Here is a 12,487-nt window from a genome sequence, read left to right on the forward strand (position 1 = left end):
GACGGGAGGTTTCATGGCACAGAATGAACTTTCATACCGGCGGTTTCTGATCGCCGCATCGATCGCACCGCTGCAGGGTAACCGGGGGATCGTCACGGTCGATGTCACCACTTCTGATTCAGAGCGCATCGCCGATCTTGGAACGGAACGCTTTATCCATGTAGAACGGTGGGTTGAAAGAAATGAGCCTGCTTTCCTGCAAGTCGTTGTGGACGAGTGTAAGGTCACTATCGACCACTACGCGGACAACGTCGACGATAGTTGATTCTGCTGACGCTTGTATGAGGTGTTGCCATGCAGGAATTCGATTTCTACCTCAACCTGAAGAAACCGGCGTTTGTCAACGTAGTTGTCGTGTCACTTCATGCGCACTGTTTTGATTCTGCTGGCTGCACCCGCTCCGGATTGAGCCAGACTTTATCCTCCAATTCCCAATTGCGCGTAGACCGCGACCAACGCCGTGGATTGCGCTCCCTGGCCTGTGCGTAAACGGCTTCACGTTGTGCGAGCACTGCGGCGGCTATGCCGTTATGGCGCTGCGCCGGCGTGACGAATTTCAGGCCGCTGTGTTTGTGCTCATGGTTGTACCAACGCACGAACTGCTGCGTCCAGGCACGGGCCTCCTCCACGCTGCCGAACGGCCTGCGCGGGTAGTCGGGCCGGTACTTGCAGGTGCGGAACAGCGACTCCGCGAAGGCGTTGTCGTTACTCACACGCGGCCGGCTAAACGAGGCCACGACCCCCAGGTTCTCCAGGGTGGCGAGCATCGTCGCGCCTTTCATCGGGCTGCCGTTATCGGAGTGCAGTACCAGGGGGGCGCCCGGCCAGGCCCTCGGCCAGGCTGGCACGTCGCATCAGCAACGCGGCCAGTTCCGCCGATTCCGCTTCATGCACTTCGTGACCGACAATCTTGCGGCTGAACACGTCCAGCATCATGTACCAGTAGTAGTACTGACCCTTGACCGCCGCCGGCATCCACGTAATATCCCAACTCCAGACCTGATTCGGACCGGTCGCACAATGACTGGTCACCACCCGGGCTGAGGGCGCGCGCGCACGCCCCCGGTGGTGCTGCAGCGAAGCACTGCGTAGCACGCGGTAAAAGCTCGACTCCGACGCCAGATATACGCCGCGGTCCGCCAGACCCGGCACGATCTGGCTGGGCGGCAGGCTGGCAAACTCCACACTATTGGCGACCTCGAGAATCTGTTGCCGTTCGGCCTCGCTCAGCTTGTTGCCCGGCGGCGGCCGCACGGTCGTGGTGCGGCCATCGGCGCGCACCGCCTCGCCGCCGTCACCCACCCAGCGCTGGAACGAGCGCAGGCTCACGCCCAGCTCGTCGCAGGCCTTCTCCAACCGGCAGCCTGACTGCGCCGCCTCGCGTATCAACGATATACATAACTGGCGATCCGGGACGTTGATCAATCGTCCTCGTTGCTTCCCCAGATCGCCTGGGCTTTTTTTCTCAGAATCAGCAGCGCAGCCGCCTCCGCCAGCGCCTTCTCCTTGCGCTGCAATTCCTTCTCGAGCTGCTGGATGCGCTTCCTGTCCTCTTTCGACTGCTGGCGCTGCTCGCGTGCCTGCTCCGTGGCATTCGCATTGGCCGAACGGCAAGCGGCTCGCCAGGCCGATATCTGTTCCGGATAAAGACCCTTTCGACGGCAATACTCGGCCAGCTCCGCTGCATTGAGCGGCGCGGTTTCCAGCACCACCGCAAACTTGTCCTCCGAAGACCATCCTTCGGGATTCTTCCCATCGCCCGGCACGGCCAATCCTTGTCCTTTCGCCTCGCGGCGCCACGCATACAAAGTATGCGCGGTAATCCCTGTTTCTCCGGCGAGCGCCGAAACACGTGCGTTCTCGGGCGGCATCATGCGCCGCACCAACGCTTCTTTTCTTTCTGCTGAGTAGGCTTTCATTCACTCTGATTTTACCGCCCCGGACCTTGTCTATGAGAATCAGATGACACGACAACTAGTCTGACACCGGGGGAAACCGACACTCGGGCTCTACGTGCTCAAGGGAGCGGGTCTCCCCGACCTCGTTGACAAAAGTGATTGGCAATTCGATGGACACGTATGGCAAAGCGAACTGGCAGCCGACATCCTGAAGGGGCTCGAGGCCAATGGCCACGCATTCCAGGAGTTGGGTGGTTAACGGCTAATGGGCAATGGGTGATGCAACGGCGACCAGCGCGCGCCGTTCCTAAGCGGCGGCGCATTGATCCACTGCGGTCATTCGACCCCGATGATCACGCTCGATGCCTTGAATATTGCGGTGGCGGATTTTCCGGCCGCGAGACCGAGGCGCTCAACGCTATCGTTAGTGATGACGGCAACAATCTGGGCGCCGCCCGGCGCGGTGACCGAAACCTCGGCGTTAACCGATCCTTTCGTGACTGACGAAACCGTTCCCGCAACGCAGTTTCGCGCTGACACTTTGCTGCTGTCGAAATCCACCAGAAGGATGACCGACGAGGCTTTGACTAGCGCAAATGCTTCAGTGCCGCGTGCAAGGCCCAGCGAGGTGGCGCTTCCGCGTGTGATGATGGCGACAATATCCAGGCCGCCCCGCGTTCGAAGTGTGATTTCGTCACTGACGGCACCGGTTTTGATTTCGGCGACCTGTCCGACGAAATGGTTACGAGCGCTGGTGAGCATATCGATCTCCGCTGGACAACGTGCTGTCCAATCAGGCAGGGAAGGTGGGTGGGCTGAACGATGCAACTCAGTGTAGTGCCGATTCGGGAATCCACAAGTCTCTGAGCCGCGGATTCCTTGTATCGGTCAAGACAGCGCTTTGATCTCTATAAATTAGTACTATTCTTGCCTTAGGCTGGATGAAAGCGCGCAGCCGCATGATCGTCATTCGGCGCGAATCACATGTCAGCCATGGCGAGGGAGAGAATCATGCCGGAGCAGCCAGTCAATTTGAGTGACGATTTCATTGCGCAGCAACGCAAGCGCCTGATGGCAATGCGCCAGCAACTCCTTGGCGGAGAGGAGAACACGATCGCGGACGAGCGGACGAGCCAGGAGGAGCATGGCGACGAGGCTGAAGAGTTCGAGGACGCGGCGCAAGGCATGGCACAGAATGAGGTCAACCAGGCGCTGCACGACGTGAACGACCAGCGCATCAGCGATATAGGGCGCGCGCTGCAGAAGATCGATGAGGGCACCTACGGTCTTTCCGATGAAAGTGGTGACCCGATACCGAAAGCCCGGCTCGAAGTGACCCCGGAGGCGATCCTGACCGTTGAAGAGCAGAGTCGCCGCGAGGCCGGCAAATGACGGCTTGGATGGCTTAGATGCCTTGGAGCGCCCAGCTCACGATATCGCTGGGCGGCCGCACGTCAAAGAATCAGATCGTCGGGCCGAGACGCCTCGGGCAGTTTCCACCAATGCCTATCATCGGAAAAACCAATATTCCCTTATCTACGAGCCACTCGTAGAATCCAAGTGCGGATTCAGGGCTTCGTTATGCTAATCATGCGGAAACCTGCGTTGTAAACAATCCGCATTCTTCAGACAGCGCTCGTCGAAAACGGACGAGGTCAAGCACCTCGCAGCGTGCTGTGTTCGATGCGCCATCGCTATCACGGTTTTCCGCTTATTGAACAAAACAAACGGACCGTGGACGGCGGGTCTGGAGTGTTCGCAATTCACCTGGACGCGTCCTATAACCTTTGAACTAGCCGCATGTTTTAACCGTAAAAGGTGACTCTCGATGCCCGCCCTCTGCGAAATCTGTAACGCCCGTCCCGCTGTCGCCCGTGTAACCGTTGTGCAAAACGGCGAGCGGAAATCCATGTCGATCTGCGACTACGACTACCGGCAATTAATGCGGCACCAAAGCATGGTCAACCCATTTGATTCACTGCTCGGGGGAGGCGGTCTGTCGCGCTTCTTCGGCGGCATGGAGGATGGGGCAGAAGACGACGATGCTGGGTTCGCCGCCGAGGTGCCGCGCGAATCGGTCGATGCGACCGATGCTTTCAGTGAACAGACGCTCGAATTGCTGCAGCACGCCGCGGAGAAAGCACACGAGCTTGGCCGCAACGAGCTCGACACAGAACACCTGCTGTACGTGCTCGCGGACAGCGACGTGTGCGCGGCACTGCTGAAGGAGCTCAAGCTCTCGCCGCAGGACATCAAGGGATATATCGATCAGCATGCGCAAAAGGGAACCGTCGATCCCGACGCGCCGATCGACAAGATGACCGTCTCGCCTCGTTTAAAAAAGGCGTTCCAATATGCGTTCCAGGCGTCGCGCGATCTGGGGCACTCTTATGTTGGCCCGGAGCATCTGCTGATCGGCCTTGCGGCCGTGCCGGACAGTATCGCCGGCACACTGCTGAAGAAGTATGGCGTGACGCCGGAGGCGTTGCGGCAGAAGGTCGTGAAAGTCGTGGGCAAAGGCGCGGAGGACGGTCGTGTCGACACGCCAACCGGCACGCCTAACCTCGACAAGTTCGGGCGCGACCTCACAGCTATGGCGCGTGAGGGCAAGCTCGACCCGGTGCTGGGTCGGGCGCAGGAAATCGAGAGCACGATCGAGGTGCTCGCGCGGCGCAAGAAAAACAATCCCGTACTGATTGGCGAACCGGGTGTTGGCAAGACCGCGATCGTCGAAGGGCTGGCCCAGCGCATCATCAACGGCGACGTGCCTGAAGTGCTGCGCGGCAAGCGGCTCGTCGAGGTGAACATCAACTCGATGGTGGCCGGTGCGAAGTATCGCGGTGAATTCGAAGAGCGTGCGAAGCAGTTGATCGATGAAGTCACGGCCAAGAAGGACGAACTGATCCTGTTCATCGATGAACTGCACACGATCGTGGGCGCAGGGCAAGGCGGGGGCGAAGGCGGCCTCGATATCGCGAACGTGCTCAAGCCGGCGCTTGCGCGTGGCGAGCTCAGTCTCATCGGCGCGACGACCCTCAACGAATATCAGAAGTACATCGAAAAGGATGCTGCGCTCGAGCGGCGCTTCCAGCCGGTATTGGTGCCGGAACCGACGGTCGAGCAGACCATCGTCATCCTGCGTGGCCTTCGCGACAAGCTCGAGGCGCACCACCAGGTGACGTTTGCCGACGATGCGTTTGTCGCCGCCGCCGAACTGTCGGATCGTTACATCACGTCGCGCTTTTTGCCGGACAAGGCCATCGACCTGATTGACCAGGCGGCGGCACGCGTGCGCATCGGCGCGACCTCGCGTCCTGCGGCCATCCTGGAGCTCGAAGCCGAGATCGCCCAGCTCAAGCGCGAGCAGGATTATGCGTCTTCGCGCAAGCGCTTCGATGAGGCGAAAGCTTTCGAGGCACGGATCGGCGAAAAGCAGGAGAAACTCGACGAACAGATGGAGACATGGCAGCGCAAGACCGGCTCGGAAACGCTCGAAGTGACCGTGGAGTCGATCGCCGAAGTGGTGTCGCGTCTCACCGGCGTTCCAGTCACGGAGCTCACGCAGGAGGAGCGGAAGAAGCTTCTGGAAATGGAGAATAAGCTGCGCGAGCGCGTGATCGGCCAGGACGACGCGGTGGTTGCCGTGAGCGATGCCGTGCGCCTGTCACGGGCGGGACTCGGCCAGACCAACCGGCCAATCGCGACGTTCCTGTTTCTCGGACCCACTGGCGTCGGCAAGACCGAACTCGCGAAGGCGCTGGCAGAAACGGTGTTCGGCGACGAGCAGGCGGTCGTTCGTATCGACATGTCCGAGTATATGGAGCGTCACGCGGTCGCACGATTGATTGGCGCCCCTCCGGGCTACGTCGGCTATGACGAGGGTGGACAACTGACCGAGCGCGTTCGGCGGCGGCCTTACTGCGTGATCCTGCTTGACGAGATCGAGAAGGCGCACCCCGACGTGTACAACGTGCTGCTGCAGGTGTTCGACGACGGGCGGCTGACCGACGGCAAGGGCCGCGTCGTGGACTTCAGCAACACGATCATCATTGCGACGAGCAATCTGGGCGCATCGATCATCATGGACAACCTCGAAAAACCCGAGGCGGATCGCCAGGGTGAGAAAGAGGTCCGCGAGGAATTGATGGGCGTGCTCAAGGGACACTTCCGGCCCGAATTCCTGAACCGGATCGACGAGATCATCGTCTTCCATGGGCTTTCGCGCGACAACATCCGCTCGATCGTGCAGATCCAGCTCGAACGGGTCGTGCGAACCGCTGCCGCGCAGGACATTACGCTCAAGATAGACGAGTCGGTTATCGATCATCTGGCCGAGGCTGGCTATCGGCCGGAGTTCGGTGCACGTGAGTTGAAGCGCCAGATTCGCCAGGAACTCGAAACGCGGCTGGCCAAGGAGATGCTCGGCGACGTTCTGAAGTCGGGCGACACCGTCGATGTCAGTTATGACAAGGACAGCGGCGAAGTGAAGTTCACCAGGAGCGAGGCAGCGCCTGCGGCTAAGGCGGCGAGCGGGAAGGGGGCTAACGGACGCACGAAGAAAAAGTCGTCTAAAGAGGCCAGCAGCCCCGAGCCAACTGAAAGCGCCGCCTCGAAGGAGTGATGTCTGCAACACGCTGGGAGGCGCCGCCCCGTCATCGGCGATGGTGTGCGGCGCCCAGCCTGGTCGAGACCGGTGGCGGTGTCACTGTACCTGTACTGTGCTCCCCCGTCACCGGTAGATCTGTACCTTTCGCGGTGTATTAACCCAAATAGACTGAACCCGTATCCAGACCTTATGCCGTGATACGGCGTAACCCCACACGACAAAGCCTTAAGGCCTCCTAAGGCAGGCCATGGAGTCTCATATGACCACGCGACGCGAAGTTCCTGGAATCCGGCCGTATGAAGGGCCCGCTGGAGGTTGGGGGGCGCTCCGGGCGACAGCTCAAGCCATCCGAACCCAGATGGAAAGCATTGAGGCGCCGATTACGTTGATGCGGACCAATCAGCCTGACGGCTTCGACTGCCCCGGCTGCGCCTGGCCGGACAAGGAGCACAAGTCCACGTTCCAGTTCTGCGAAAACGGCGCGAAAGCCGTCACGTGGGAAGCGACCACCAAGCGCGTTCCGCCGGAGTTTTTCGCTAGCAACACCGTAACGTCGCTTCTGCAAAAGACTGACTATGAGCTGGAGGACATGGGCCGGCTCACGCATCCACTCGTCTACGATCGTGCGACCGATACATTTCGCGCTGTCGAATGGGAGGACGCGTTTGCACGCATCGGCGAGATTCTGCGAGCGCTATCGCCGGATCAGGTCGAGTTTTATACGTCAGGCCGCGCCTCGAACGAAGCCGCCTACCTGTACCAGCTGTTCGCCCGCGAATATGGTACGAACAATTTCCCCGATTGCTCGAACATGTGCCACGAGCCCACCAGCGTGGGCCTGCCGCAATCGATCGGCATCGGCAAAGGCACGGTTTCGTTAGACGATTTCGACTTGGCGGAACTCATCATTTCGATCGGCCACAATCCCGGCACGAATCACCCGCGCATGATGGGTACGCTGCATGAAGCAGCGCGGCGCGACGTTCCGATCATCGTGTTCAATCCGCTGCGCGAGCGGGCGCTAGAACGCTTCGCCGATCCGCAGAGCATGATGGAGATGGCGACCTTTGGGTCGACCCGGATTGCGTCGACCTATTTCCAGGTCGATGCGGGCGGCGACGCGGCCGCACTCAAGGGGGTCATGAAGGCATTGCTCCAGATGGAGGCCGAGGAGGGCAACGTTCTCGACCGGGAATTCATTGCGGCGCATACGGAAGGATTTGATGCCTTTGCCGCCGACATCGAAGTGACCTCCTGGGACGACATCGAAAAGGCAAGCGGCCTCACGCGCGAGGATCTCGATCACGTCGCCGTCGCCTACGCAAAGTCGAATGCGACGATTGTCACCTACGGCATGGGCGTCACGCAGCACAACAAAGGTACAGCCAACGTCCGCCTGATTGCCGATCTGTTGCTGCTGCGCGGCAACTTCGGCAAGCCCGGGGCCGGCATCTGCCCGCTGCGCGGGCACTCAAACGTTCAGGGCAACCGCACTGTCGGCATTACCGAGAAGCCATCTGCGGCGTTCCTCAAGCTGATTGAGACCGCGTGTGGCTTCACGCCACCGTCCGATCATGGGCACGATGCAGTCCAGGCCATGCAGGCGATGATCGACGGCAAGGCGAAAGCGCTCATTTGCCTCGGTGGAAACTTTGCCGTGGCGTTGCCCGACTCCGAGCAGTGCTTCCCCGCGATGGCCAAGCTCGACCTGGGCGTGCACATCGGCACCAAGCTTAATCGTACGCACCTGCTGGTCTCAAAGGAAACGTATCTGTTCCCTTGCCTCGGCCGAACCGAGCTCGATATGCAGGCCGGAGGGCGGCAATCGATCACGGTGGAGGACTCGATGTCAATGGTCCATGCGTCGGCCGGGAAGCTCACGCCGGCGTCCGAGCACCTGCGTTCGGAGCCGGCAATCGTCGCAGGCATGGCGCGTGCCGCATTGCCGAACAGCAAGCTGCCGTGGATGGAGCTCATTGCCGACTACGACAAGATCCGGGATCTGATTGAGCAAACCGTTCCAGGATTCGAAGACTTCAACGCACGCATCAGAGCGCCTGGCGGATTCCGCTTGCCACTTCCGCCGACTGAGCGTCAATGGCATACCCCATCGGGCAAAGCCGTCTTCTCGGTGTATGGTGGCGTGAAGGAAGACGCCGACGTCTTCGGTGCCGAAAACGTGCTGCGTCTCATCACGCTCCGTAGCCACGACCAATACAACACCACCATTTATGCCCTGGATGATCGCTATCGAGGCGTATTCGGACGGCGTGACGTTCTGTTCATGAACGAAGCGGACATGACCGCGTACGGAATCGAACACGGCGATCTGGTGGACATCGAAACGGTGACCGCTGGCAGACAGCTTCGGATGAAGAATCTCACCGCGATCATCTACAACATCGCGAAGGGTTCAGTGGGGGCGTATTACCCGGAAGCGAACGTTCTGGTTCCGCTCGACTACATTGACAAGGAGAGCGGTACGCCCTCTTACAAGTCTGTTCCAGTGCATGTCGTTCGCGCAGCAACGAACTGACGCATGCCGTCGTCACGTGGAGCGATTGACTCATCATGGAAATCTTCGACGCATTTCATCTCGCCCGGTTGCAGTTTGCGTTCACGGTGTCGTTTCATATCGTCTTTCCAGCGATCAGCATCGGCATGGCCAGCTTCCTCGCTGTGCTGGAATGGCGCTTTCTGCTGACCGGTGACAAGGCCTATAAGGATATGTACCTGTTCTGGTCGAAGATCTTTGCGGTCGGCTTCGGAATGGGCGTCGTCTCCGGCGTCGTGATGGCCTATGAGTTCGGCACCAACTGGAGCGGATTTTCCATGATTGCCGGCAACATCACCGGGCCGCTCCTGACCTATGAGGTGCTGACCGCGTTCTTTCTCGAGGCCGGATTTCTCGGCGTTATGTTGTTCGGTTGGCATCGCGTGAGTCCCCGTGCACATTTCTTCGCGACGCTGATGGTCGCGGTGGGCACGCTGATCTCGACGTTCTGGATTCTCGCGTCGAATAGCTTTATGCAAACGCCGCAGGGATACGCGATCGAAAATGGCCGCATCGTTCCTGTCGATTGGCTGAAAGTGATTTTCAACCCGTCGTTTCCCTATCGGCTCGCGCACATGACAATTGCTGCGTTTATCGTGGCGGCTTTCATCATCGCCGCATGCGGCGCCTGGCACCTGCTCCATGAGCGGCGCGACGTGCCAGTCAAGCGCAGCTTTTCGATGGCGCTGTGGATTCTGCTGCTTCTGACGCCGATCCAGATTTTCATCGGTGACGCGCATGGACTGAACACGCGTAAATATCAGCCTGTGAAGATCGCGGCAATCGAAGGGCTGTGGGAAACCGAGCACGGCGGCACCGCGCTCAACCTGTTCGGCCTGCCCGATATGGACGCAGAGGTCACGCGATACGCAATCCAGATACCGCATCTGGGCAGCCTGATCCTGACGCACAGCTGGGACGGCGAGATTCGCGGCATGAAGGAGTTTCCGCCTGAGGATCGCCCGTATTCGCCCATCATATTCTGGACCTTCCGGATCATGGCCGGTCTTGGCATGCTGATGCTGTTGACTGCGCTCGTTGGCCTGCTGCTCAGACTGCGCGGCCAACTTTACGAGACCCGATGGTATCAATGGTTCGTGTTGTGCATGGGTCCGTCCGGCATCGTGGCGCTGCTCGCCGGGTGGATCACGACGGAGGTGGGCCGCCAGCCCTGGACAGTCTACGGGGTCGTGCGGACGATAGACTCCGTCTCGCCGGTCAGTTCCCAGCAAGTGGGCGTTTCATTGTTGATCCTTGTACTGGTGTACTTCCTGGTGTTCGGCATGGGCGTCTACTACATGCTGAAGATGATGAAGAAGGGCCCTGGGGCCGGCCTCGAAACCAGCGAATCGATGAAGTACCCGGGATTGCACAACCGGGCACTGGACGCTTTGGAAGGAGAATAACGCCATGCAAATCGACCTTCCTGTTGTCTGGGCCTTCATTATCGGACTTGGTGTCTTTATCTACGTGATGCTCGACGGGTTCGATCTCGGCATCGGCCTGCTGTTTCCGTTTTTCGAGGCAAAAGGCGAACGGGAGGTGATGCTCAATACCATCGCACCGGTTTGGGACGGTAACGAGACGTTTCTCGTGCTTGGAGGCGCTGGGCTTTACGGCGCGTTCCCGGTGGTCTATTCGACGCTGCTGCCCGCGAATTATCTGCCTCTGATCCTGATGGTCGTGGGCCTGATCTTCCGCGGCGCGGCCTTCGAGTTGCGTGCCAAGGCCACCCGGACCCAGCATGCCTGGGATCTCGCCTTCATCGGCGGTTCGGCACTCGCGGCGCTCTGCCAGGGCATTGTGCTGGGGTCACTGCTGCAAGGCATCAAGATCGTCGACAACCGCTTCGCCGGCGGCCCGTTCGACTGGCTCTCGCCGTTCAGCCTGTTCTGCGGAATCGGTGTGCTCATGACCTATGCGGCGCTCGGCTGCGGCTGGCTCATTCTGAAGACGGACGGGGAATTGCAGCACAAGATGCGCGAGCTAATGCGGCCGCTCGTGAGCGTGCTTCTGGCCACTATTGTTATTGTGAGCCTGTGGACAGTAGCTGGATTGCCTGCCGTCGCGCAGCGCTGGTTTGGAAGCGGCAATCTCGGATGGTTTCTGCCCGTGCCGATACTTGTGATTCTCTGCGTCTGGGGCATCTTTCGCTCAATTCGGCTGCAACACGAAGCCATGCCGTTCCTCCTGACGCTCGGAATCTGTTTCCTCGGCTACACCGGACTGGTCATCAGCATCTGGCCGTACATCGTGCCGCCGTCCCTGACGATCTGGGACGCCTCGTCGAGCCACTCAAGCCAGCTCTTTGCGCTGGTTGGTACGGTGATCGTGCTGCCGATCATCCTTGTCTACAACGTCATGCAGTATCGCGTTTTCCGGGGCAAGGTTAGGGAAGGGGACGCCGGCTACCACTGAGGGTGACGGCGCAATCGGTTCATCAGAAGAGCACATCATGATAGTAAGACCAGGGGAAAACTGGTTCCGGCTGCTGTTTATCTGGAACGGTTCCGTGTTGCAGTCGATTATTCCGCAGCTGGTTTTCATGGCGATCGTCAGCAGTGTTGCTGTCCTGACGCAAGGGCGTATTTTCGGCGAGAAGATCCCGCTTAACACCGCACCGTTCACCTTATTCGGCCTCGCGCTGGCGATCTTCCTTGCGTTCCGCAATAACGCAAGTTACGAACGGTTCAATGAGGCGCGCCATCTCTGGGGCAGCATCCTGATCTCGGCGCGCGCGTTGACGTCGCAGATGCTGTGTTACGTGCCACGGGGCGACCACAACGTTCAAGTGGCCCATACACTGATTGCGACCGTGTACGCGCTGAAGCACCAGTTGCGCGGGACCGACCCGACGCCTGATCTCCTGCGCTTTCTCGGACGCACGCGAACCGAGGCATTGCAGCACACCTGCTACAAACCGACTGCGCTGCTCAATGAGGTTCGTCGTGACTTCGCCGATCTGCAGGTTCGGGGATTGATGTCGGATACGAAACTCTGGATGGTCGACGCGCAGATCAACGAGTTGGGCAGGACGGTAGGGGGATGTGAGCGGATCGCATCCACGCCCATTCCGTTTGCCTACAGCGTGCTGCTGCACCGCACCGTCTATGCCTATTGCGTGTTGCTGCCGTTCGGTCTTGTCGATTCGACGGAATTCTTTACGCCGCTTCTTTGTGTTTTCATTTCTTATACGCTCATCGCGCTGGAAGCGATCGCCAGCGAAGTTGCCGAGCCCTTTACGCTCGCTCCGAATGCGTTGGCGCTTGACGCCATGACCCGCAACATCGAACGATCGATTCTCGAACTGTGTGGCCGTGAACTTCCCGAGGAGGTCGTGCCGGTGCGCGCGTACCAACTAACCTAGGGTGCGTTCTCCGACGCAGTTGCTCAGGTCTGTCCAGTGGTATGCGCGTCTGCCTCGCAGCG

Annotated in this window: 8 protein-coding genes and 1 pseudogene; 7 read left to right on the forward strand and 2 right to left on the reverse strand. The window is 59.7% G+C overall.

The window, feature by feature from the left end; genetic code table 11:
- Positions 1–13: 13 nt before the first annotated feature.
- A complete protein-coding gene (locus tag PQQ96_RS20305) occupies positions 14–265 on the forward strand; it encodes a hypothetical protein (protein ID WP_408295610.1) in 252 nt (83 codons plus the stop codon).
- A gap of 97 nt (positions 266–362) precedes the next feature.
- Here the strand turns inward: PQQ96_RS20305 and PQQ96_RS20310 are convergent.
- A pseudogene (locus PQQ96_RS20310) lies at positions 363–1,919 on the reverse strand (IS3 family transposase).
- A gap of 315 nt (positions 1,920–2,234) precedes the next feature.
- On the reverse strand, positions 2,235–2,660 hold the full coding sequence (locus tag PQQ96_RS20315) for a TOBE domain-containing protein (RefSeq protein WP_408295613.1): 426 nt from the start codon (positions 2,658–2,660) through the stop codon (positions 2,235–2,237).
- A 249-nt stretch (positions 2,661–2,909) separates the two neighbouring features.
- Between PQQ96_RS20315 and PQQ96_RS20320 the strand changes: the two genes are divergently transcribed.
- The 6 genes from PQQ96_RS20320 to PQQ96_RS20345 all read left to right on the forward strand — a co-directional run bounded on the left by PQQ96_RS20320 (position 2,910) and on the right by PQQ96_RS20345 (position 12,425).
- Positions 2,910–3,290, forward strand: coding sequence for a TraR/DksA family transcriptional regulator (locus PQQ96_RS20320; protein ID WP_408295616.1), 381 nt, complete (start codon positions 2,910–2,912; stop codon positions 3,288–3,290).
- A gap of 436 nt (positions 3,291–3,726) precedes the next feature.
- Entirely contained in the window at positions 3,727–6,519 is a 2,793-nt protein-coding gene (locus tag PQQ96_RS20325; protein ID WP_408295619.1) for an ATP-dependent Clp protease ATP-binding subunit, read from the forward strand.
- Positions 6,520–6,763: 244 nt separating this feature from the next.
- A complete protein-coding gene (locus tag PQQ96_RS20330; RefSeq protein WP_408295622.1) occupies positions 6,764–9,040 on the forward strand; it encodes an FdhF/YdeP family oxidoreductase in 2,277 nt (758 codons plus the stop codon).
- A gap of 35 nt (positions 9,041–9,075) precedes the next feature.
- The gene (locus tag PQQ96_RS20335) at positions 9,076–10,464 is read left to right on the forward strand and encodes a cytochrome ubiquinol oxidase subunit I (RefSeq protein WP_408295625.1); all 1,389 of its coding nucleotides are present in this window, start codon (positions 9,076–9,078) and stop codon (positions 10,462–10,464) included.
- 4 nt (positions 10,465–10,468) lie between these two features.
- A complete protein-coding gene (cydB, locus tag PQQ96_RS20340; protein WP_408295628.1) occupies positions 10,469–11,476 on the forward strand; it encodes a cytochrome d ubiquinol oxidase subunit II in 1,008 nt (335 codons plus the stop codon).
- 37 nt (positions 11,477–11,513) lie between these two features.
- Positions 11,514–12,425, forward strand: coding sequence for a bestrophin family protein (locus tag PQQ96_RS20345; protein WP_408295631.1), 912 nt, complete (start codon positions 11,514–11,516; stop codon positions 12,423–12,425).
- The last annotated feature ends 62 nt before the right edge of the window (positions 12,426–12,487 follow it).

The sequence above is a fragment of the Paraburkholderia sediminicola genome, assembly GCF_046027825.1.
GTDB classification, from domain to species: domain Bacteria; phylum Pseudomonadota; class Gammaproteobacteria; order Burkholderiales; family Burkholderiaceae; genus Paraburkholderia; species Paraburkholderia sediminicola_D.

Excerpts from the sequence above, each read along its gene's own strand:
- PQQ96_RS20335 (WP_408295625.1), top strand. The coding sequence starts at position 9,076 with ATGGAAATCTTCGACGCATTTCATCTCGCCCGGTTGCAGTTTGCGTTC.
- cydB (WP_408295628.1), top strand. The coding sequence starts at position 10,469 with ATGCAAATCGACCTTCCTGTTGTCTGGGCCTTCATTATCGGACTTGGT.
- PQQ96_RS20315 (WP_408295613.1), bottom strand. The coding sequence starts at position 2,660 with ATGCTCACCAGCGCTCGTAACCATTTCGTCGGACAGGTCGCCGAAATC.
- PQQ96_RS20345 (WP_408295631.1), top strand. The coding sequence starts at position 11,514 with ATGATAGTAAGACCAGGGGAAAACTGGTTCCGGCTGCTGTTTATCTGG.
- PQQ96_RS20305 (WP_408295610.1), top strand. The coding sequence starts at position 14 with ATGGCACAGAATGAACTTTCATACCGGCGGTTTCTGATCGCCGCATCG.
- PQQ96_RS20320 (WP_408295616.1), top strand. The coding sequence starts at position 2,910 with ATGCCGGAGCAGCCAGTCAATTTGAGTGACGATTTCATTGCGCAGCAA.
- PQQ96_RS20325 (WP_408295619.1), top strand. The coding sequence starts at position 3,727 with ATGCCCGCCCTCTGCGAAATCTGTAACGCCCGTCCCGCTGTCGCCCGT.
- PQQ96_RS20330 (WP_408295622.1), top strand. The coding sequence starts at position 6,764 with ATGACCACGCGACGCGAAGTTCCTGGAATCCGGCCGTATGAAGGGCCC.